The sequence below is a fragment of the Bifidobacterium sp. AGR2158 genome (genome assembly GCF_000424225.1).
Taxonomy (GTDB): Bacteria; Actinomycetota; Actinomycetes; order Actinomycetales; family Bifidobacteriaceae; genus Bifidobacterium; species Bifidobacterium anseris.
In genome coordinates this window covers 191,696-213,789 of sequence record NZ_AUJM01000012.1, presented here as the reverse complement: position 1 = coordinate 213,789, position 22,094 = coordinate 191,696, and the positions used below count along the sequence as shown (strand labels likewise).

Here is a 22,094-nt window from a genome sequence, read left to right as displayed (position 1 = left end):
ATACGGTATTGAGGTCATGGAGCGGCAAGGAGCGGGATGATGGTCACCACGCTGGTCAAATGGGGCAACGGACAGGGGGTGCGCCTGTCGCGGCAGGTCCTCGAAGAGGCGCATCTGAACGTAGGGGATGAGCTCGATGTTCACGTAGAAGGCGGGAACATCGTGCTCGCTCCGGTTCGGAAACGAATCATTTCCATTCCTGATTTTGCGAGTATGTTCGCCGGTTATTCGGGTCCGCAGCCGCAGGAGGATGACTTCGGTGGCCCCGTTGGCGACGAGGAGTGGTGATGTTCCATTACGGTGATGTGATCTGGGTCGATCTTGATCCAGCTGCCGGGCATGAGCAGACCAAGCGCAGGCCGGCGATCGTCGTGAGCAACGACTCGTACAATCGATTCAACAATCTCATCATGGTCGTCCCGGTGACGAGCGCGCATGAGTATCCGCTGCATATCAACATCGGCGTTATCGAGGATGAGCGGGGCAACGCCATCCACGGCTGGGCACAGGTTGAACAGCTGAAATCATTGGATTTGCGGACCAGAAACGCGACGGTCGTCGGTGAAGTCGACGCCGATGTGCTGAATGCGCTCACGGAGATGATTCTGGGGTGCCTGATGCAACCCACGATGCGCATCGAGCAGTTCGCTTGATCAACGTCGGCGCATGCGGCGGACGGCTCGCGCAACTTCGCTCAGCATCAATCGAAATCGATCATATGAAATGAAATCGTCTGCGGGAATGCTGAAGAACGCAGCAGCCGAGCCGTCCGCCGCATATCTCGATAAATCCTCCTCGATCTCGAGATATGCGGCGGACGGCTCGGCCGTTACGGCTGCGCGCGCGTGAGCGCGAAGTCAGCGCGTGGTCAGCGACGTCAGCACGGTCGGCGTCTGCGCGCGGTCAGCGCGTCGAATCGTCGTTGTGCTTCTTGCCGAGCAGATAGCCCTTGAGGCGCAGCTTCGCCCTCGAGATCTGCTGCATGCGGCCGGACGCGTACAGCACACCGCATGCGAGGATGCCCGCGACGAAGCCGAGGCATGCCTCGGCCACGTTCGACCACGGCGCCGTATCCGCCAGGCCGTTCGCCTCGATGATGCAGTATCCGATGAACATCACGAACGCAATCGAGAACAGCACCGTCATACGTCGGTCCTTCCTCTCGTTGATCTGCGCGTTGTAGTCGGCCACCTTGCCCATCGTCGTGTTGTCGATCATGTCGTCACCTTTCCTTTCGCCGTCGAGGATTTCATCGACGCTGATTCCATAGAGTTCCGAAAGCATCACGAGCAGTGAAAGGTCGGGCATCGTCGAGCCGGTCTCCCAACGGGACACGCTTCGGTTGGACACGCCGATCTGATCCGCGAGCTGCTGCTGCGTCCAGCTGTGTTCAAGTCGGAGCTCCTTGAGGAACGTCCCGATGTGCTTCTGGTTCATCGCGCGCTGTCCTTTCTCTGGTCGGGGAGTGCTTTCGAGCATCAGCTTTGCACCGCGTCGGAGGCAACACGCACATCATCGCCGGGCGCAGCCCGAGAACTCGGGAGATGACCATGGATTGGACACAGGACAACGCTGTCCAATGGCGGGATTCCAACGATTGTGACGATCGGCTATGCGGACGCCGTGTTATGCGATTGCGTGTTGCGGGTGGAGGCGGCGTTTCGCCGCCCAAACTCAGAGATACTAAATTGGGAGGTACTAAGGCCGAAGGGCGCAGTGCAGCGGAAGGAGTAGATGATGGCGTACATCGAATTCAATGATGTGGTCAAGGAGTATCCGGCCGGGGATTCCACGATCCGTGCGCTCGACGACGCGAATTTCACAGCCGACGAAGGCGAGCTGAGCGTCATCCTCGGGCAGTCCGGCGCCGGCAAGACGACGGCGCTCAACATCCTCGGCGGCATGGACACGGCGACCTCCGGCAGGGTCGTCGTCGGCGGCCGTGACATCACCGATCTCGATCACCACGACCTGATCACCTACCGGCGCAACGACATCGGCTTCGTCTTCCAGTTCTACAACCTGATCCCGAACCTGACCGCGCTCGAGAACGTGGAACTTGCCTCGCAGATCTGCGCCGACCATTTCGACCCCGCGGACACGTTGCGCAAGGTGGGTCTCGGCGACCGGCTCAACAACTTCCCGGCGCAACTGTCCGGCGGTGAGCAGCAACGCGTGTCGATCGCCCGTGCGCTCGCGAAGAAACCGAAGCTGCTGCTGTGCGACGAGCCAACCGGCGCGCTCGACTACGAGACCGGCAAGGAGGTGCTCCAGCTGCTGCAGGACATCTGCCACGACGAGCGCATGACCGTGCTCATCGTCACGCACAACTCGGCGCTCGCGCCGATGGCGCATAAGGTCATCCGTTTCCGCTCCGGCAAGGTCGTCAGTCAGGAGATCAACGATCATCCGACGCCGATCAGCGAGATCGAATGGTGAGGTGACGATGACCCGACGCACTGTGAACCCGAACCCGCGCAAGAGCGCATCGCCCGTGGGATCCGCTTTCCTGCTGGACACGCTGCGCTCCTGGCTGCATGCATGGAAGCCGTTCCTTTCGATTCTGATCATCACGATGCTCGGTGTGGCCGTGCTCACCGGCATGTACGCGGGCTGCCGCGATACCTTCGCCGCGGCGAACAGATTCTACCGCGAACAGGGGCTCCACGACGTGCAGGTGGTCTCCACGATGGGGCTCACCGATGATGACGTCGCCGCACTGCGCGATGTGGACGATGTGACGGCTGCGCAGGGCATGCATATGATTCGCGTCCATGTGGACGACGGGTCGAGCAAACGGCTCGGCGCGACCATTCAGGAACCGGCCGGAGACCTCGACCATCCGTATCTGCACGAGGGTCGGCTGCCGGACGGACCGGGCGAGGTGGCCGTCAGCTCGCAGTTCGCGCATGACACCGGCGCGAAGGTCGGTGATACGGTCAAGGTGGCCGACGACGACGACGCCAAGGCTCTGCGCGCGCTGAAGATCACCGGCATCGTGACCGACCCCTCCGACCTTTCGAATCCCGACGGATACTCGAGTGGTGCCTTCCGCTCGACGATGACCAACGACTACGCGTTCTACATGGCGAAGGACGGCATCCGCAGGACCTTCGTCGACTCCTCCGGCGCGCCGATCGCGAGCGCCGACCCGGATGTGTACGGCTCGGTCGTGATCCGGCTCGAGAACGCCGAGAACAAGGATGCGTTCAGCGATAGCTACGACGAATACGTCTCCGGAGTCATCAAGCGTGTCGAGAACGACGTTCAGGGCAGGCGCGAGCAGGCGCGCCGCGATGCGCTCGTCAAGACCGCGCAGGACGAGCTGCAGGCTCAGCAGGACGACGCCTACGCCAAACTCGATGATGCGCAGAGAAAGCTTGACGAACAGCGCACGCAGCTCGACCAGCAGAAGCATCTGCTTGATGTACAGGCCGTGCAGATTCCCGCCGGTATGCCCGCACCCGCGCAGCTCACCGAAGCGCAGCGGCAGTGGGCGGCTGGCGAGGCGAAACTCAAGGCGGCACAGCAGGAGCTCAACGCCCAGCGCAAGGATGCCGACCTCGAGTTCGCGAAGGCGCAGCAGGAGATCGACGATATCGCAACGCCACGCTGGTACATGCAATCCAGATCGGCACTTGCCGGATTCAGCTCATTGAAATCCGATATCAGCTCGATAGAATCACTCGGTCGCGCGTTTCCGATCGTCTTCCTCGTCGTGGCCGTCATGATGAGCTTGACGACGATGAGCCGTCTCGTGGAGGAGGACCGCGGACTCGTCGGCACGTATCTGGGTCTCGGGTACGGCCGTCTCGCAATCACGCTGCGCTATGCGCTGTTCGCGCTGTTCGCGTGCCTCATCGGGGGCGGTCTCGGCTTGCTCATCGGATTCCTCGGCATTCCGGCGTTCCTGCTGTTGGTAATCAAGGGATTGTATGCAATCCCGGACCTCCGTCTTGAGTACGACTGGCTGTATGGCACGATGGGCATCCTGCTCTTCGTCGTGGGCGTGCTCGGCGCGGCGCTGTTCGCATCGGTCCGCGAGATGCGCCAGATGCCGGCCACGCTCATGCGGCCGAAGGCGCCGAAAGCCGGCTCGCGCATCCTTCTCGAGCGCATCAGGCCGCTGTGGAGGCGCATGAGCTTCCTCAACAAGGTCACCGCGCGCAACATCTTCCGGTTCAAGAGCCGTCTCATCATGACGGTCGGCGGAGTGGCCGGCTGCACGGCGCTGATTCTATGCGGTCTGGCCATCAACGATACGGTGGCGGCCATCGGACCGAACCAATACCGGGGCGTCGACCAGTACGACATGCTCGCCGTGGCCAATGACGGCGACGAGCAGGCGCTCAAGGAGAGGCTCGTCTCCGACGGCAGAACGACGGCGATCATGGAAACCCGCATCGAGAACGGTGAGATCACGAACGCCGGCGACCGCAGCTCGAGCATCCAGCTCACCATCGTGCCGCAGGACCAGCTCGCCGAACTCAACGAGATGTTCAATCTCAAGCCCGCGCAGGCGGAATCGTTGTTCGGGTGGATGCACGACGCAGGCAAGGATCAGGCGGTCAAACTGAATAACGACGGCATCATCGTGTCACAGGCGGCAGGACAGTCGCTCGGCTTGCAGGGCGGCGACGAGGTCACGCTGCGCGCCGACGGCACGCAGCCGCATACGGTCAAGGTGACGGCGGTCACGCGCAGTCTCGTCGGCGCCGAGGTGTTCATCTCCCAGGACCTGTACCGGCATCTGTTCCCCGCGCAACAGGGTGGCGGCGTGGAGGAAGCGTTGTCGGGCAACGAGCCGGCGATCACCTGGAACGCCGTCTACGCCAAGCTCAAAGGCGACGACGACGCGCAGATCAAGTACGTGCAGCGGCTCGAAAACGACGCGATCGTGTTGAGCGCAAGCTCCACCGCCTATCAGGCCGAGCATTTCAAGTTCGATCTGATGGGCGCCGTCGTCGGGCTGATCGTCGCGCTCGCCGGCAGCCTCGCGCTCGTCGTGCTGTTCACGCTCGCGCATACGAATGTGTCGGAACGCATGCGCGAGATGGCCACGCTCAAGGTGCTCGGCTTCTACGACAAGGAAGTGCACCGCTACGTCAACCGCGAGATGATGGTGTTGACGATCATCGGCATCATCATCGGCCTGCCGCTGGGGCGGTGGGTCGCCGGACTGCTCACGAGCGTGCTCAACATGCCGGGACTGTATTTCGAAGTGCACATCTTCTGGTGGAGCTATGTCATCACCGTTGTCGCGACGCTCGCCTTCGCGTGGCTCGTGCAGCTGTTCGTCGACCCCGTCCTCGACCGCATCGATCCGGTCAGTTCGCTCAAGTCGGTCGAATAGTGCGGTTGCGCGCCGTGAGTATGCGCAGTGCGAACGGCGCGCAACAGATGGCGGCTACAGTCGAACGTATTATGTCGAATATGCAACAATCTGCGGGCCCCTCCGGCGGTAGCCGTCAGGAGGCCGTGAACAACTCGCTCGAGACGGTTGACGAAGACAACGAGATGGAACGCGGGCTGACGAACCGCCATGTGCAGTTCATCGCGATCGGCGGTGCGATCGGCACTGGCCTGTTCCTCGGCTCGGGCAAGTCAATCGCGCTCGACGGGCCGAGCATCGTGCTCGTCTACATCCTCGTCGGCGGCGTCATGTTCCTGATGATGCGCGCAATCGGCGAACTGATGTACCGTGACCCGAGCCAGCACACCTTCATCAATTTCATCCGCATGTATCTGGGCAACGGCACCGGCAAATTCGCGTTGTGGACATATTGGCTCGTGCTGATCCTGACCGGCATGACCGAACTTTCGGCCGTCGGCCAATACTGCGTGACGTTCTTCCATACGCTCGGCTTCGAACTCAAATCATGGCAGTGGCTCATCGAACTGCTGTTCCTCGCCGCGCTCGTGAGCGTCAACCTGATCGCCGTCAAACTGTTCGGCGAAACGGAGTTCTGGTTCTCGATGATCAAGATCTTCCTGATCCTCGCGCTCATCGTCACGTCGATCATCATGGTCGTCGCCGGCTACCGATACGGCGCGACGAAACTGCCGGGATCCGGGCAGACGTACCCGGCCGGTCAGGCGTCGCTCGCGAACATCTCCGACGGCTTCTCGCTTGCGCCGAACGGGTGGACGCAGATGCTGATGAGCTTCCAGATGGTCTTCTTCTCCTACACGATGATCGAATTCGTCGGCGTGACCGTGTCCGAGACGAAGAATCCGCGCAAAGTGCTGCCGAAGGCAATCAACGGCATCATCCTGCGCGTGCTCGTCTTCTACGTCGGCGCACTGCTCGCGATCATGGCAATCGTGCCGTGGCGTAACTTCATGACGAACGACAACAGCAACCAGTTCTCATCCCCGTTCATCATGGTGTTCGAATTCGCCGGCCTACACTGGGCCGCCGCAGTCGTGTTCTTCGTCGTGCTGACCGCCGCCGCGTCGTCGCTCAACTCGCTGCTGTACTCGGCGGGACGCCACCTGTTCCAGATCGGCGAGGAATCCAAATCGCCGACGTTGAGCAAGCTCGGCGTCGTTTCGAAGACGAAGGTGCCGGCACGTGCGATCGTCGTCTCCGGCGCGCTGATTGTGCTGTCGCCGGCGATCGCGGCGCTGCCGGGGGCGTCCGGTGCCTTCGTGCTGTTCTCGTCGGCTGCCTCCGCCGTGTTCATCTTCATCTACATCCTGACGATGGTCGCGCACTACCGTTACCGCAATTCGCCGCAATTCATGGCCGACGGTTTCCTGATGCCGACCTACCGCGTACTCAACCCGCTGACGATCGTCTTCTTCGTGTTCATCTATGCGACGCTGTTCATCGGCGCGGACACGCGCGGGCCGGCGATCGCCGGCCTCGTATGGCTCGTCGTTTTCGGCGGCTACTGTCTGCTGCACGACCGCTATTCCAGCCGCGGCCTACGTGCGGCCCTGAAGCACTGATCTCGCTTACCTATGTTCAGACGGCAGTCGGTGGTTGATCTCAACCACCGACTGCCGTTTGTGGCGGTTGCGGTGGCAGTCTGTGATTGACCTCAACCGCGTACTGCCATCTGAAGGGTTGATAATGGCGGTCTGTGGTTGAGGTCAACTACGGACTGCCGTTGCTGGGACGTGCGATCGGCGGGATGCAGCCGTCGCCGCAGATGTCTTACAGTGTAAGTAGTTTACGGTGTAAGACAAATTGGTGCCGGATGAAGATGATTGCGAGTGATGATGGATTACACGTTGGAAGCGGTGCATGAGCTGATGTTCGCGATGTGGTCGTCGCGCTCGCGCGCGATGCGCTCTTTCGAGCGCGGCGGCCAAGGCGAGATGTTCGTGCTGCGCGAGCTGTCGTTCCAAGGGCCGCGCACGCCCAAGCAGCTTGCGGAGGCGATGGGCGCCACTTCCGGCCGTATTTCCTCGATCCTGTCCAGTCTGACGAAAAAAGGCTGGATTGTGCGCTCCGAAGATCCGTTCGACCGCCGCAGCGTGCGCATCGCGTTGTCCCAGGAAGGCCGACAGGCCGAGCGTCGGCACAGTGAAATGCTCGTCCGGGATCTGACCTGGGTGTTCTCCCGCATGGGCGAGACGCGCACCCGAGCGTTCGTGGACCTGCTCGCCGAGTTCATGACCTACATGTCCGTCTGTACGCCGGATGGTCCCGTACCGACTGACGAGCAGGTGCAGGAAGCCTTCGCGCGCCGACGACGACTGCACGATCGTATGCTCGCGATGGCACATGGCGACCCGATCTGCCTGCGACCGCCGGACGATTCATTCGAACCCCGTTCCGATACGGAACCCGTGCACCCCGCAGAACCCGTGCAACCCACCGCATAACCCAACCCACCCCACAATCCATCCACCACAAATCCCCCGTACAAGGAGCCCCATGCTGCGAATCATGAAATACCTCTCCAAGACGGAGATAGGCCAGCTGCTGCTATCGCTTGTCACAATCGTCGGGCAGGTGTACTTCGACCTTGAGCTGCCGAGCTACATGGCTCAGATCACCCGGCTTGTCGAAACGCCGGGCAGCCAGATGCACGACATCTGGGTCGCCGGCGGCAAGATGCTGCTCGTCTCGTTCGGCTCGCTCGTCTGCGCCGTCATCACCGGCTACTTCGCCGCGCGCGTCGCCGCGTCCTTCGGCCAGCGGCTGCGCTCGCTCGAGTTCCGCAAGGTCGAGTCCTTCGGCCCCTCCGAAATGCACCGTTTCTCGACGGCGAGCCTCATCACGCGTTCGACGAACGACGTCACGCAGATCCAGATGTTCATCACGATGGGTCTGCAGATGCTCGTCAAAGCGCCGATCATGGCCGTCTGGGCCGTCTGCAAGATCGCCGGCGACGGTTTCGAATGGACGCTCGCGACCGGCATCGCCGTCGCCGTGCTGATCGTCGCCGTCGGCGTCCTCATGGCGCTCGTGATGCCGAAGTTCAAGGCGATGCAGCGGCTGACCGACGACATCAACCTCGTCGCGCGCGAGAACCTTACCGGCATGCGCGTCGTGCGCGCCTACAACGCCGAGGATTACCAGGAGGAGAAGTTCGAGGATGCGAACGCGGCGCTGACGAACACGCAGCTGTTCACGAACCGTGCGATGAGCGTCATGATGCCGCTGATGAGCACGATCATGAACGGCCTGTCGCTCGCGATCTACTGGATCGGCGCCTATCTGATCCAGGATGCCGGCGCCACCGAGAAGCTCACGCTGTTCTCGAACATGATCGTCTTCTCGAGCTACGCGATCCAGGTCATCATGAGCTTCCTGCTGATGAGCATGGTCTTCGTGCTGTGGCCGCGCGCCGATGTCTCCGCGCACCGCGTCATGGAGGTCATCGACACCGAGCCGCTCGTCACGTCCGGCACGCGCGACCGTGGCCTGACCGTGGCCGAGGCGAGGAAGGTCGGCGTCATCGATGATTCCGACGCCGCCGACTACCGCGACGACCTCGAGGTCGCCGGCATGGTCGAGTTCCGCGACGTGAGCTTCGCCTATCCCGATTCGCGCGAGGCGATGCTCGAAGGCATCAGTTTCACGGCGAATCAGGGCGACACCATCGCGATCATCGGTGCGACCGGCTCCGGCAAATCGTCGTTGATCAATCTTGTGCCGCGATTCTACGACGCGACCGACGGTGCAGTGCTCGTCGACGGCGTCGACGTGCGCGACTACGACCTGCGAACGTTGCGCGACAAGATCGGCTATGTGCCGCAGCAGTCGTTCCTGTTCAAGGGCACCGTCGCGTCGAACGTCAGCTACGGCGACCGTCCCGGCGAATCCGAGGATGTGCCGATGCTCGACGCGTCGCGCGCGAGCGGCCGCAAGGCGGAACGTGCGATGCTCAAGGCCGACGAGGAGCGTGCGCTCAGCGCGCAGGAGGAGAACCGCGTCGAGCAGGCGTGCGACGTCGCGCAGGCGACCGAATTCGTCGAGAAGATGCAGGGCGCTTTCGACGCGGCGATCGCGCAGGGCGGCACGAACGTGTCCGGCGGTCAACGTCAGCGTCTGTCGATCGCGCGCGCCGTCTACCGCAATCCGGAGATCCTCATCTTCGACGATTCGTTCTCGGCGCTCGATTTCAAGACCGATCGCGTTGTGCGCGACGCGCTCAAGGCGTATGCGAAGGACGCGACGAAGATCATCGTCGCGCAGCGCGTCGGCACGATCATGGATGCCGACTGCATCCTTGTGCTCGATGACGGCAAGCTCGTCGGCAAGGGCACGCACCGCGAACTGCTCGAGAGCTGCGAGGTCTACCAGCAGATCGCGCACTCGCAGCTGAGCGAGGAGGAGCTCGGCGCCTGAATACGCGCAGGTCGGCAATCGACACTGCATGTTTCATGTGAAACAGCGAAACGCTGAAACAGTCGTTTGAATGGAAGGACAGCAATCATGCCAGGACCAATGGGGCATGGAAGGCCGGGTGCGCCCACTGAGAAAGCAGATGATCTCGGCGGCGCACTCAAGGAACTGATGCGCTTCAGCCGCAGATACATCCCGGCGATCATCGTCGCGCTGCTGCTCGGCGTCGGTGGCACCGTCTGCCAGATCATCGGCCCGGATCGTCTGGGTGACATGACCGACGAGATCACGAAGGGACTGCCGGCGCTCATCAACGGCAAGCCAGTGCTCGGCTCGATAGATATGCACGCCGTCACGCGCATCGGGTGGACGCTCGTCGCGCTGTACGTCGCGTACGCGCTGTGCTCGTATGTGCAGAGCTGGATGATGGCGACGGTCACGCAGCGCACGGCGCAGCGGCTGCGCACGGCGATCGACGTCAAGATGAACAAGCTGCCGCTCAAGTATTTCGATGAGCACAGCAACGGCGATGTGATGAGCCGTATCACGAACGACGTCGACGCCGTCGGGCAGACGCTCGGGCAGTCGCTCGGCTCGCTGATCACGTCGGTCACATTGTTCTTCGGCGCGCTCATCATGATGTTCGTGAACAACTGGCTGCTTGCGCTGTGCGCGATCGCGGCGAGCATCGTCGGCATGGCGCTCATGCTCGTCGTCATGAAGTTCTCGCAGCATTACTTCGTGCAGCAGCAGGTCGCGCTCGGCGACGTCAACGGCCATGTTGAGGAGATGTACAGCGGACACGTCGTCGTCAAGGCCTTCGGCGGCGAGGCCGACGCAATCCGCCGTTTCGAACGCTACAACAACGATCTGTATGAATCCGGCTGGAAAAGCCAGTTCCTGTCCGGCTTGATGATGCCGATGATGAACCTCGTCGGCAACCTCGGCTACGTCGTCGTCTGCGTCGTCGGCGCATGGCTCGCGATGAGCGGGCGCATCGAGTTCGGCGTCATCGTCGCCTTCATGATGTACATCCGATTCTTCACACAGCCGCTTTCGCAGTTCGCACAGGCCTTCCAGAACCTGCAGCGCTGCGCCGCCGGCGCCGAACGCGTGTTCACGTTCCTCAATGAGCCCGAACTCGCCGATGAAAGCGGCAAGCAGCCGCTGCTCGGCATGACCTCCGACGGCGAGATCACGCCGGTCGAAGGCCGCGTGCGTTTCGAACACGTCAAGTTCGGCTACGACCCCGACCGACTGATCATTCATGATTTCTCCGCGGACGTCGAACCCGGACACAAGGTGGCGATCGTCGGGCCGACCGGAGCCGGTAAGACGACGATGGTCAACCTGCTGATGCGCTTCTACGAGATCAACGGCGGCCGCATCACAATCGACGGCATCGACACGAAGGGCGTGCCGCGCTGGAACGTGCACGACCAGTTCTCGATGGTGCTGCAGGACACGTGGGTGTTCCGCGGCACGGTGCGCGAGAACATCGTCTACGCGAAAGAGAACGTGGACGACGCGCAGGTCGTCGCCGCGTGCAAGGCCGTCGGCCTGCATCGCTACATCATGTCGCTGCCGGACGGCTACGACACGGTGCTCGACGAATCGGCGACATTGTCGCAAGGGCAGAAGCAGCTGTTGACGATCGCCCGCGCGATGGTGCAGGATTCGCCGATCCTGATCCTCGACGAAGCGACGAGCTCGGTCGATACGCGCACCGAGGAACTCATCCAGACAGCAATGGACAAGCTCACCGAAGGACGCACCTCGTTCGTCATCGCGCATCGCCTGTCCACGATTCGCGACGCCGACATGATCCTCGTCATGAAGGACGGCGACATCGTCGAACGCGGCACGCACGACGAGCTGCTCGCGCGCGGCGGTTTCTACGCGGACATCTACAACGCGCAGTTCTCACTCGCGCAGTAGGCAGGTGCGCACGCATCAGCGCGTGGGCTCGCCGCCGTTAGGCGGCAGACTGTCCTGTGCCGTGTCGCCGCGCGCATAGAACACGGTGCCGGGGTCGAGTTCATCGGTGAGCAGCTGGGAGACGGTGACCAGATGGAAGCCGCGCTCACGCAGGCCGCTGACGATCTGCGGAATCGCTTCGACGGTGCGTTCGTTGCCATCATGCAATGCGATGATCGCCCCGGCGGACGCACCGTTGAGCACATTGTTCGCGATGTCGTCGGCGCTCGTCTTCGCGTCCCAGTCGCGAGCGTCGACGTTCCACAAGATCACTGATTGGCCATCAGCGCGGGCGGTTTCGACAACGTCCTCGCTCCATGCGCCGTCCGGCGGCCGGAACAACGTCGGCTTAGCCACGCCGGCGTCCTCGATGACTTCATCGGTGTCGTGGAACCATCTGCTGAGCTCGTTGGCGGACAGTGTGTGCAGCTGTTTGTGTCTCCAGCTCATCGAACCGATCTCGTGGCCCTGCGCGGCCATCGTCGCGAGCAACTGCTTGTTGCTGCCCGAAACGAACTGGCCCTGCACGAAGAATGTGGCCGGCGCATCCGCTGTGTGCAGCGCGTCGAGCAGCCGCGGCGTCACCTGCTTGTTCGGGCCGTCGTCGAAGGTGAGCGCGACGCATGCGGTCAGCTCGCAGTCAAGCGGCATTGCCTCGACGACGTCGTCAGTTGCCTTCGTCAGTGCGGCAAGCGCATCGTTGATTTGCGCGTTCGTTGCCGTGGAGGTCGGCTCGAGCACTGCCTTCGCCTGCTCGATCTGCACTTGCAGCCCCGCGCGCAGATTGGCGGGCGCGCGCGCATAGACCGTGTTCGCGAAGGTGAGCTCCTTCTGCAGTTCACCACGACGGTCGGCGTTGCGCGCGCCTTCGACGAGCTGCTTTAACGTGTCAGCGTCAGTCTGCACGTCGCGCATGCGGTTGACTATACTCGTGTTCGCAATCGTGAATCTGGCGGCGAGGTCGGTGAGCGCGGCGGTGTCGGCGCTTGCGTCGCAGCTCGCCGTGGCCAATGTGGAGACGGTGTGGGTGTCATCGATGTGGTCGATCTTGCTCGTGAGCGCCATCGCGTGCTCCTCGCTCACCGTCTTCGCCTCGTCGCCGCGCGCGAGCCTGCCCGCGGATGTGATCGTCGTCGTGTAGGTGGTGTTGAGGGTGGCGAACGCGCGTTGTGCGGACTCGCAGTCGGCGAGCGCGCTCGCGTGCGCCTGCTGCTGATGGCGGTGGGAGGCGCCGATGACCGGGATGATGATCGCCGCGAGCACGCCGGCACCGACGACGATTGCCGTGACAAGCGCGAGGATCATGTTGCGGCGGTGATGCGGCGATGGATCGGCAGCCGTTTCGGTCGCCGATCCGAAGAAATCGGCGGGTTGGTCGAGTTGGTCGTTGTGGTGGTCAGAAGAATCGTCGGTCATGATGCCCCCTCAGTACCCCATTGTTGCGATTGTATTGTTGGGTCCAGTATATGCCCATTGCGCGCGGAATCGATATAAACGGCCGATATGGATGGTTGGTGTGACGACGTCGACTAGTCGCCCCTGCGCATGACTCGGTTGTTCGGGCGAATTGTCGAGTGATGTGCGCGCCGCGCTGACCGGGAGATGCGGCGTGAGGTGGAGAGGTCACAAAAGCGCACGGGGGGGGGATTGGGAATCGGTCACATAATCAATCGCAGGCAATCGCAATCGCACATGGCGGGAGTGTATGGCTAAGGACGTCGATGCATAACCGGATAGTTGCCGCGAACTATCGAGTTATGCGTTGAAGAAGGGTGGCGTGGCCGTTGCGGATGCGGCGCGCAGCCGATGCAGGTCATGCGCGCTCGGGCACATCCGATGGCAGGGACCTGAAATACTGGTGGCGCACGGCGAGGTAGGCGGGGAAACAGGCGAGTATAAGCGCGGCGACGACATAGGCGGTGATGAGGTCGTTGTGTTGCACCCAGGAGCCGAGAGTGCGGTAAGTAATCGTCAAGATCGCCGCCATGCCCGCAACGCACAGTGCAGTCGCGATGAGACGTTCGTTGCGGCGGCGCTGTGCGTCGAGGCACGCGAGCAACAGTCGGTAAATCAGATAGACGGTGGCGAGCCAGAAAACGACCGAGCCGCACAGAATCGTCAGATCGCGGCTGTGCTGCTCGGGCGTCACCGGGCAATGGTCGGGATCGCAATCAGTCGGCAGGTCGGAGACGTGGTTTTCGGCGGCGCAGACGACGAAGAACGCGGTGACGAGCAGCGGAAGAAGATCGAACAGCGCGACGAGTCCGAGCACCCACGAAATCCATTCGGGCGGCCTGTGGAAACGGCCGTCCATTAGCGATGCTCGGAATCGGTCGGCAGTAGCGTGAGCTTCATTATCGGAATCGACAACAACGTCAGATAGGCGATCGAGTACAGGCAGCCGGCGAGTACGTCGCTCGCATAATGGACGCCCAGATAGATGCGCGTCGCCATGACAATCGGCGGAACAAGCGCGAGCAGCACAATCGCAACCCATTTGATCGCGCGCCGCCAATAGCGGTACACGAGATAGATGAGGAAACCGTAGAATGCCGTCGACGCCATCGCATGACCGGAAGGGAAGCTGAAACCGACCTCGTCGATCAGACGATGATCAAGCGGCGGCCGCGGACGGGCGACGATACGTTTGAGCATCTCGTTGAGCGCCGCCTCGACGGCGAGATTGACTGCCGCCGCGACGCCGATACGCCAACGCCGCAACGCGCAGGCGGCGACGAGAATGACGGCAGTGAGTCCGATAAGCGTCGCGACGCCGGACATCTGCGTGAACACGACGACGGCGGGCGTCAGCGACGGCGAGATGACATGCGCGGACAGCCATGTGTAGACCGCCGTGTCCATCGGCAGCGGATCGCCATGCGCGAGCAGCACGGCGATCGCGAAGGCGGTCGCGCCGCAGACGGCGAGGACGCCGACGATCTGCCAGCCGTAGCGGCGCAGGAAGGAATCATGGGGCGTGGAATCGCAAACTTGCATGGCACAAGGGTACGGCGCAGGCACGGACGGAATTTGCGCGCAGGCGACACGGTGGGCATAATGAGGAAGGCATCGAACAGATGTTCGGGCGAGTGAAAGCGAGGAATGGACGTGAGTGCGTGGCGCAGCGTGAGAAGGTTCTACCGGCGGCATCGGACGGCCGTCACGTCGGCAGCCGTGTTCGCGGCGGCGATCGCGCTCGTCGGACGCGTGCCGCTGATGCCCGACGCAGACGCGCTGTACACGCCGTTGAGCGGCGTGAGCTCCTTCATCCTTTCGCCGGCGGCAGGCGGCGCGTTGCTGTATCGGCAGCGCTCGCGACGCGCAATGTGGTGGTATGCGCTCGCGATGGTCGCGGGCACGACGGCGCCGATGCTCTACGGGTACTTCCACAACATCGTCGACGATGGCACGATCGGTGGCATCATCGGTGGCGTGACCGGCGGAATCTCGGCGGGCGTGGGGAACCTGCTCGCGACGCTCGCATCGATGGCACCGGTGCTGTTGTTCATCGGCGGCGCATTGGGCGGCTGCTGGCTCGCGCAGCGGTTCGGCCGGCGTCGGCGGCGATGAACGGCCGCTGAACAATGGTGTGCGTGGCGCGCGAATACGGCGGTGCAAAACAAAGGAAAGAGGCCCGGCCGAAGGGAAGAAGCCGGGCCTCTGAGAGAGAGGAAAGAGAAGAAAGAAGGTTTTCGATTATGTCAACCTTGCGGCTGATGACTTCAATATAACCACCGGTATCTTGAAGCAAGGCTGGAACATGCTGTGAAGTTGCTGAAAATAATGACCGGCGTCATGCGCTCACCGACGGCCACAGCAGTTCGGTCATATGCGAGGCCCAGGCGTTGTGCGAGCCGTTGCCGGGCGCGCCGAGCGCCTTGCAGGCGAGCATCGAGCCCAGCACCGTGCGGAACAGGAACGGCGCGTCCAGACCGCCGCGGAAGACGCCGTCCGTTGCACCGCGCGCGAGGAACTCGGCGAAACGTGCGGAGACGGGGCGGATGACGTTGTCTGCGACCTCGCGCAGCCGTTCATTGCTCGACGACAGCACGATGCCGACGGCCGTCAACCCGACCTTCTCGTCAAAGCAATCGACGATGCGCCGCAGCGCCGCCTGAAGACCCGCGCGTCCCGGCTCGATGCCGTCCAGATCGATCGGCAGCGCGATTGTGTGCGCCAGATGCCGGATGAGGTCGTCGCTGTTCGCGAACCTGCGGTAGATCGTCGTCTTCGCGACGCCGGATTTGCGCGCGACCGCCTCAATCGTGACGGCGCCGATGCCTTGCGCGATGAGGATCTCCAACGTCGCGCGCATGATCTTGACGTCCGTCTGCTCGCGGCGTTCGGCATGTCGCGCCGGCATGCGGACACCGTCGGCCGGCTGTGCTGCTGCGTTCATGACCTTCTTCCTGATTCTGTCTTGATGATTCTGTCTTGCCGTTGCCGCGTGGCCGTGCCGCCGTCAGCTGATGAGCTTTGTGCTTTCGACTTTGCGCTCATACCACAGGTTGAACCGCGTCAGGCCGCGCCGCAGCCCGAAACCGATGATGAGCAGCGGCACAAGGAACAGCGCGAGCTTGCCCATCGCAATCCAATAATCGTTCTGATAGATACCGGCGATCGCGCTGCGCAGCGCGGCCGTCGAGTAGGTGACCGGCAGCCACGGGCTGACATCGCCCAGGAATTGCGGCAGGATCGCGAGCGGATACGCGGCGTCCGAACCGGAGATCTGCATGACGAGGAACAGCACGGCGATCGCCTTGCCGACGTTGCCGAAACTCGCAATCAGCGTGTATGTGAAGAATGAATAGACGATCGCGCTGAACCAGCCATCGAGCATGAACAGCCACGGGTGCACGGTCTGCACGCGCAGGAACAGCAGCGTGCCGGCGAGCGAGAACGTCGCCTGCATCAGCACGATGATGCCGAAGACGAAATAGTGGCCGAGGAACTGCTGCCACGGCTTCGGATCGCCGAGTGCGAGCTGCCGCTTCTTTGACAGGTTCACCTTGAGCGTCACCGCCGTCAGGATTGCGCCCACCCACAGCGGCAGGAAGGTGTAGAACGGCGTCAACGACGTGCCGAAGTTCTCCACGGGGAACAGCGCCTTCGTCTTGAGTTCGACGGGTGCGGACAGCGTGCTCGACAGTTTCGACGAATTGCCGGCGAGCATCTGCTTGACGACGCCCATGTCGCCGGTATTGAGCGCCTTCGTCAGCTGTCCGCTGAAGTCGGCAAGCTTCGTGGACGCCGTGTCGAGTTCGCCGGCGGCGTCGTCGAGCAACGTACGCACTTTGGTGATCTGCTCGTCGGCCGTCGTCGTCGAGCCGTTGAGGTCACCGAGCGCGTCCTTGAGCGTCGTCACGCTCGTCGCCAAGCTGCCGGAGGCGTTCGCGAAGGCCGTGCTCATCTTCTCCAGATCCGGCTTGATTGACGTGTCGAAATCGGTGGAGATGCCGCTCACCGACGATTTCGCCTGCGTGACGAGATCCTTGATCGACTGCCGCGTCTCGCCGTTGACCTTCACATGGTTGGTGATGTCGGCGGCGGCCGCGTCGAGTCGCGACGACAGCTGCGTCAGCGTCGTCGAGGCGTCGCCAAGACGGTCGATGAGCGACTGGATGTGCGCGCGCACGGCGCCGTCCTGCGGCAGCGACGACTTGTCGAGCAGATCTTGCAGCCGGTCGCGCGTCGTCGCATAGTCCTTCGCCTCGGCGGCGACGTTGCCCGACAGGTTCGTGATGGCGGCCGCCGACGCGTTCGCCTGATTGTCGACGCTGCCGAGCAACGTGTCGACGCTGCCGGCGAGCGATTCCATGCTCGCCGAGCTCGTGTCGAGCGCCTGCTGCAGCGCGTCCGTGGACGTGCCGAGCGCGCCCGAGAGATTGTTGACCGACTGTTTTGCGCCGGACAGTTCGCCGACGGCGTTGTCCACGCCCGACTTCGTCTGCGCGACGAGATCCTTCGAACTCGCCATCAACGTCTGCGCGGAACCGGTGAGCTGACTGTACGAACGCAGCATCGACGCGCTGTCCTTGAGCGTCGACGACAGGTCGTCGACCCGCGCATTGAAATTGCTCAGCCGATCCTTCGCCTCGGGTTTGTCGAGCATGTCGACCATCGACGATGCGACGTTGAGCGCCGTGTCGGTGATCGTCTTCGCGAACATCTCGTTGATCGACGCGGCGATCGTGTCGGCGCCCTGCCCGGTGACCTTCGGCGCGAGCGCGTTGAGTTTCTCGTTGTCGTAGTAGTCGAGCACCGCGTGGTCTGCATCGGTTGAGAAGAACGTCAGCATCGTCTTGCTGAAATCCTTCGGGATGATGACGGCGGCGTAGTATTTGCCCGACTTCGTGCCGTCGATCGCCTCCTGCCGCGTCTTCGTGAAGTTCCAGTCGAGCTGTGTGTTCGCGCGCAGCGTGTTGACGACTTCGTCGCCGATGTTGATGCGCATCGGCAGCAGGTCGCCCTTGTATCCCTCGTCCTCGTTCGCGATCGCGAACTGCAGGTTCTTCGTGTTCGCGAAGGGGTCCCAGCAGGCGGCCACGTTGAACCATGTGAACAGGCCGGGGATGACGGTCAGTCCGATGACGATGATGATTGACGCGATGTTGCTTGTCAGCCGTTTCACGTCGTCGATGAAGATCCTGCCTACCGTCTTCATGCCGAGTGCCTCCCCTCATGCTGCCCGTGGTGCGGGCGCAGGTCGTGCATGCCCTTCGTCAGTCGTTCGCGCAGCTCGTGCAGATCGAGGTCGAGCGTGTCCTCGAGGTCGATCATGTCGTCCTCGTCCTCTTCTTCCTCATCGTCTTCGTCATCGGCGTCGGCGAGTGTTTTCGCGGCCTTCGCGTAGCTCTGCGCGAACTTCGGCGCCGACGGACGCGTGATGATGCCGCGATTGAGCACGAGTGCGCGCAACGCGTCCTTGTCGAGCGTGCCGAGTTCGGCTTCGCGGCGCAGGCTGTTGCGGATCGATTCGACGACCATCAGGAAGATGATGATGCACAGGATCCAGACGATCCACGTCGCGAGCGCCACGAGCTTCGTGCCGTTCGTGAACGAGAATGTGACGAACAGGATGATTGGCACGACGAAACCGGCGACGAGTGCGCCGCGCATCAGCTTCGGGTAGAGGCGCGCGAACTTCGTGGCGCGTGCCTCCACCTGCTTGCGGTAGCCTTCCTGATTCGCGAGGACGGCGACGGCCTGCCTGAGGCTGAATTTGTGCGTCGGCGTGTAGACGCGTTCGCTGTTGACCATGTCCGCCTCGTTGAGCTCACGGGAGAACAGATGGTTGAAGTTCGACATGAGCGGACGCAGCCCCAGACCGATTGCGAAAGCCAGGGCCATGAACAGTGCGAGCAGCAGTATGTCCTTCGCCCAGTGGCCGTCGTAGAAGCCTCCTATCGTCTCACGGAACGCGCCGATCGAATAGGTGAAGGGGAACAGCGGGTACAGCTCGCGGTAGAAGGTCGGCATCATCTCGATCGGGTACAGGCCGGACGCGCCGGGGATCTGCACCATGATGAGCGCGACGACGAGCGCCTTGCCCACATGCATGAAGGTCGCGGACAGCGCGTACGCGATCGAGACGTAGACGATCGACGTGAACCACGCGGTGAGGATGAACAGCGCCGCGTTCTTCATCTGTATGCCAATCGCGATATCGCCGACCGCGCAGACGATGCCCTGCAGCCCCGCGATTAACGCGAGCAGCAGGAAACGCGCCATATAAGTCTGCCACATCTTCGGATCGCGTCCTTCGAGGCCTTCATGATCCACTTCAAGGCGGATCAGCACCATCAGCATGAACGCGCCGACCCACAGCGCCAGACTCGTGAACAGCGGCGCCATCGCCGATCCGTAGGTGTCCACCGGATACAGCGTATGCGTTTTGAGCACGGTCGGCGACAGCATGAAGTTCGCGATGCGCGAGACGTCGACGTCGCCGTCGACGCCGGTGAACTGTGCGAGCAGATCGGTGTTCGCGAGCGCTCCCAAATCAGTCGCCGTCGTGTCGAGACGGTCGATGAAGGTCTTGAGCAGGCCGTCCGTGCTCGCGAGCGACGTATCGGCGTCGTCGCTGATCGCATCGATCTGGTCGAGCACGAGCTTGGCCTGCGCGGACAGCGACGCCTGACCGTTGAGTGAGCCGGCGAGTGCGCCACTGGTGCCGGCGAGCGAGCTCAGGCCGGCGTTGAGCTGTGGCAGCGCCGTCGTGTTGATCGTCGTGCGCGCGCCGGCGAGCGAGTCAATCGTCGATGTCGATGTCGTCGAGAATTGGTCGATCGTGGACAGCGAATTCGTCGCGGCCTGCTGCGTCGACTTGTTGAGTTCGGTGAGCGAGGCGAGCGTTTGCGCGGATTTCTTGTTCTCTTGCTCGAGCAGCGTCACGATTTCGTTGATCTGCTCGGACAGTGGATTGTCCGGCAGATTCTTCAGGTCGTCGAGGATCTTCGCCGTGTCCTCGTTCACCGATGTCATGTTGTTGAGGGCGGCGCCGGTCGCGCCGCTCGCCGTGAGGATGCCGTTCGCGACGCGCGTCGCGTCGGTGGACGCGCGCCCGGTCGCCTGCAGCATCAGGTTGCCGCCTTTGTCGAGCTGATTCGACGCGTCCGCCGCGAAGGTGTTGATCGATCCTTGTGATTTCGTCAGCAGATCGTTCGCCGTCGTCAGGCCGTCGCTCGCGTTCGTCGACGCCGTCGTGACGCCGTCGAGCGCCTGCCGTGCCGCCGCCGTCTTCGATTTCGTCGTGCCGAGCGTTTCGCGCAGCTGCGCGACGGTCGCGCGCGCGTCCTCGAGGTTGGATTTCGTCTTGTTCAGCTGTGCGGTTGTCTTCGCGACCGTCGTGTTGGAATCGTCTTTGATCTTGGTGTTCGTTTTGTTGACGATGCCGCCGATGACGCCGCTGACCGTGGAGACGAAGGTGTTGTTGATCTGACGGTCGACGGTTGTTGCGCCGACGCCGGTGATTTTCGGTGCGACCGGATTCGCCTTTTCGTTGACGTAGTAGTCGATCTGCGGGCGGTTCGCGGTGTCGGTGAGCACGTCGGCGATGCGCTCGCTGAAATCGGACGGGATGACGATCGCCGCGTAGCATCGCGCGGATTCGACGCATTCCATCGCCTCGGCGCGGCTCATGAAGTCCCAGCCGAGCTGATGGTTCTTTTTGAGCGTGTCCTCAATCTGGTCGCCAAGCTTGAGCTTGCCCATAAGGTCGCTGTTCGCGCCGCGGTCGTCGTTCGCGACGGCGACGCGGATGCCGCTTGTGCTGCCGTAGGGGTTCCAGAAGCCGACAATGTTGAACCACGCGTACAGCGGGGGGATGAAGGTCAGGCCAAAGAGGATGACCCAGGCGGTGGGCACGCGCAGCAGACGCTTGAGGTCTCTGCCGAGAATGAACCATATGTTGCGCATGGTGCCTCTGCTCCTCGTGTTCCTCGGTGCTCTGATGGTGTGGGTCGCGACGGCAGCGCGTCGGCGGCCGTCATACGGACAGCAACCTTATACGCTACGGTGTACGTAGCGCTACGGATGCTGTAGCGTTTGCGTGTCGATGCCGTGGCTGCGGCTGCTTCCTACCATTGTGCGACGCCGCTTCGGTGGACGCTTTTGCTGAAGAAGAACACGGGGATGGGAACGCCGCGCGGGCGGGGCGCGGCGTTGGGGCGGTTTGCAGTGTGGTGAGTTTTTGCAGTGCGGTGCGATTTACAGGTTGAGGAGGTCACCGTACCACACGTAGCTGCTCTCCTTTTCGGAGTTGGAATCGGAATCGCTGGAGTCGTCCGAGCCGTTGCGGTCGGACTTGTCGGAATCGCGCGAATCCGATCCGTCACGGCCCTCGAGACGCTGACGGTTGCCGCGCATGCCGCGGTCGCCTTCAAAGCCCCGCATATCCATGCCGCCCATGTCGCCGCCTTCGCCGTCTTCGGGCATCAGTTGCTCGAGCTGCTCGTCGGTGCTGTGCGCGAACGGTGCCATATGGCGCCCGGACTGGCCGGAATCGTGCAGCGCGTTCGTGATCGCGCTGCCAGCGACGCCGGCGCCGAGACCGCAGGCGAGGCTGATGCCGACGATGAACGCCGTCATCTTGCCACTCAGCTTGTCATGGATGCGCGTGGTCGCGCCGTTCTGCGGCGGCGTCGGACTCGCCGTGTACATCGGTGTGGCCGGACGCTGCGTGAAATCGTAGTTGTATGCCTTCGTCGAATCGACCGGCTGCTGCGCGACCGTCGGCGTCTCGTCCGCGTTCGTCGCGGTGTTCTGGATGTCGTGATCGTGATTCGTCATGATGGTCCTTCATGTGATTCGA

Annotated in this window: 17 protein-coding genes; 9 read left to right on the top strand and 8 right to left on the bottom strand. The window is 62.6% G+C overall.

Going from position 1 to position 22,094, the window contains the following annotated elements:
* The first annotated feature begins 36 nt into the window (after positions 1 to 36).
* Complete coding sequence (locus G606_RS0103595) at positions 37 to 288, top strand: AbrB/MazE/SpoVT family DNA-binding domain-containing protein (protein ID WP_196799999.1); 252 nt, start codon at positions 37 to 39, stop codon at positions 286 to 288.
* Positions 288 to 653 (top strand): type II toxin-antitoxin system PemK/MazF family toxin, encoded by a 366-nt coding sequence (locus G606_RS0103590; RefSeq protein ID WP_026644803.1) that lies wholly within the window; start codon positions 288 to 290, stop codon positions 651 to 653. Before G606_RS0103595 ends, G606_RS0103590 begins: the two co-directional genes overlap by 1 nt.
* Before the next feature lie 250 nt (positions 654 to 903).
* Here G606_RS0103590 and G606_RS0103580 read toward each other — a convergent pair whose 3' ends face one another.
* Entirely contained in the window at positions 904 to 1,437 is a 534-nt protein-coding gene (locus tag G606_RS0103580; protein ID WP_026644802.1) for a helix-turn-helix domain-containing protein, read from the bottom strand.
* A gap of 300 nt (positions 1,438 to 1,737) precedes the next feature.
* Between G606_RS0103580 and G606_RS0103575 the strand changes: the two genes are divergently transcribed.
* From G606_RS0103575 to G606_RS0103550, 6 genes are all read left to right on the top strand, one after another.
* A complete protein-coding gene (locus tag G606_RS0103575) occupies positions 1,738 to 2,439 on the top strand; it encodes an ABC transporter ATP-binding protein (protein WP_026644801.1) in 702 nt (233 codons plus the stop codon).
* A gap of 7 nt (positions 2,440 to 2,446) precedes the next feature.
* On the top strand, positions 2,447 to 5,353 hold the full coding sequence (locus G606_RS0103570) for an ABC transporter permease (RefSeq protein ID WP_051198549.1): 2,907 nt from the start codon (positions 2,447 to 2,449) through the stop codon (positions 5,351 to 5,353).
* Between the two features lie 71 nt (positions 5,354 to 5,424).
* Positions 5,425 to 6,954, top strand: coding sequence for an amino acid permease (locus G606_RS0103565; protein WP_026644799.1), 1,530 nt, complete (start codon positions 5,425 to 5,427; stop codon positions 6,952 to 6,954).
* 273 nt (positions 6,955 to 7,227) lie between these two features.
* Positions 7,228 to 7,836: a MarR family winged helix-turn-helix transcriptional regulator gene (locus G606_RS09785; RefSeq protein ID WP_081664026.1), complete on the top strand. Its 609-nt coding sequence runs from the start codon at positions 7,228 to 7,230 to the stop codon at positions 7,834 to 7,836.
* Positions 7,837 to 7,888: 52 nt separating this feature from the next.
* Positions 7,889 to 9,808: an ABC transporter ATP-binding protein gene (locus G606_RS0103555; protein ID WP_026644798.1), complete on the top strand. Its 1,920-nt coding sequence runs from the start codon at positions 7,889 to 7,891 to the stop codon at positions 9,806 to 9,808.
* A 99-nt stretch (positions 9,809 to 9,907) separates the two neighbouring features.
* The gene (locus tag G606_RS0103550) at positions 9,908 to 11,743 is read left to right on the top strand and encodes an ABC transporter ATP-binding protein (protein ID WP_026644797.1); all 1,836 of its coding nucleotides are present in this window, start codon (positions 9,908 to 9,910) and stop codon (positions 11,741 to 11,743) included.
* A 15-nt stretch (positions 11,744 to 11,758) separates the two neighbouring features.
* Here G606_RS0103550 and G606_RS09780 read toward each other — a convergent pair whose 3' ends face one another.
* The 3 genes from G606_RS09780 to G606_RS0103535 all read right to left on the bottom strand — a co-directional run bounded on the left by G606_RS09780 (position 11,759) and on the right by G606_RS0103535 (position 14,779).
* Complete coding sequence (locus G606_RS09780) at positions 11,759 to 13,198, bottom strand: polysaccharide deacetylase family protein (protein ID WP_051198477.1); 1,440 nt, start codon at positions 13,196 to 13,198, stop codon at positions 11,759 to 11,761.
* Positions 13,199 to 13,595: 397 nt separating this feature from the next.
* A complete protein-coding gene (locus G606_RS0103540; RefSeq protein WP_155802759.1) occupies positions 13,596 to 14,054 on the bottom strand; it encodes a hypothetical protein in 459 nt (152 codons plus the stop codon).
* A gap of 41 nt (positions 14,055 to 14,095) precedes the next feature.
* On the bottom strand, positions 14,096 to 14,779 hold the full coding sequence (locus tag G606_RS0103535; RefSeq protein ID WP_026644795.1) for a phosphatase PAP2 family protein: 684 nt from the start codon (positions 14,777 to 14,779) through the stop codon (positions 14,096 to 14,098).
* A 111-nt stretch (positions 14,780 to 14,890) separates the two neighbouring features.
* Here G606_RS0103535 and G606_RS0103530 point away from each other — a divergent pair, with 111 nt between their 5' ends.
* Entirely contained in the window at positions 14,891 to 15,352 is a 462-nt protein-coding gene (locus G606_RS0103530) for a hypothetical protein (protein WP_231371398.1), read from the top strand.
* A gap of 223 nt (positions 15,353 to 15,575) precedes the next feature.
* Here G606_RS0103530 and G606_RS0103525 read toward each other — a convergent pair whose 3' ends face one another.
* The 4 genes from G606_RS0103525 to G606_RS0103510 all read right to left on the bottom strand — a co-directional run bounded on the left by G606_RS0103525 (position 15,576) and on the right by G606_RS0103510 (position 22,072).
* Positions 15,576 to 16,181 (bottom strand): TetR/AcrR family transcriptional regulator, encoded by a 606-nt coding sequence (locus G606_RS0103525; RefSeq protein ID WP_051198475.1) that lies wholly within the window; start codon positions 16,179 to 16,181, stop codon positions 15,576 to 15,578.
* A 63-nt stretch (positions 16,182 to 16,244) separates the two neighbouring features.
* On the bottom strand, positions 16,245 to 18,446 hold the full coding sequence (locus G606_RS0103520) for a YhgE/Pip domain-containing protein (RefSeq protein WP_026644792.1): 2,202 nt from the start codon (positions 18,444 to 18,446) through the stop codon (positions 16,245 to 16,247).
* Entirely contained in the window at positions 18,443 to 21,199 is a 2,757-nt protein-coding gene (locus G606_RS0103515; protein ID WP_026644791.1) for a YhgE/Pip domain-containing protein, read from the bottom strand. Before G606_RS0103515 ends, G606_RS0103520 begins: the two co-directional genes overlap by 4 nt.
* 291 nt (positions 21,200 to 21,490) lie before the next feature.
* On the bottom strand, positions 21,491 to 22,072 hold the full coding sequence (locus G606_RS0103510) for a hypothetical protein (protein ID WP_026644790.1): 582 nt from the start codon (positions 22,070 to 22,072) through the stop codon (positions 21,491 to 21,493).
* Positions 22,073 to 22,094 lie beyond the last annotated feature (22 nt).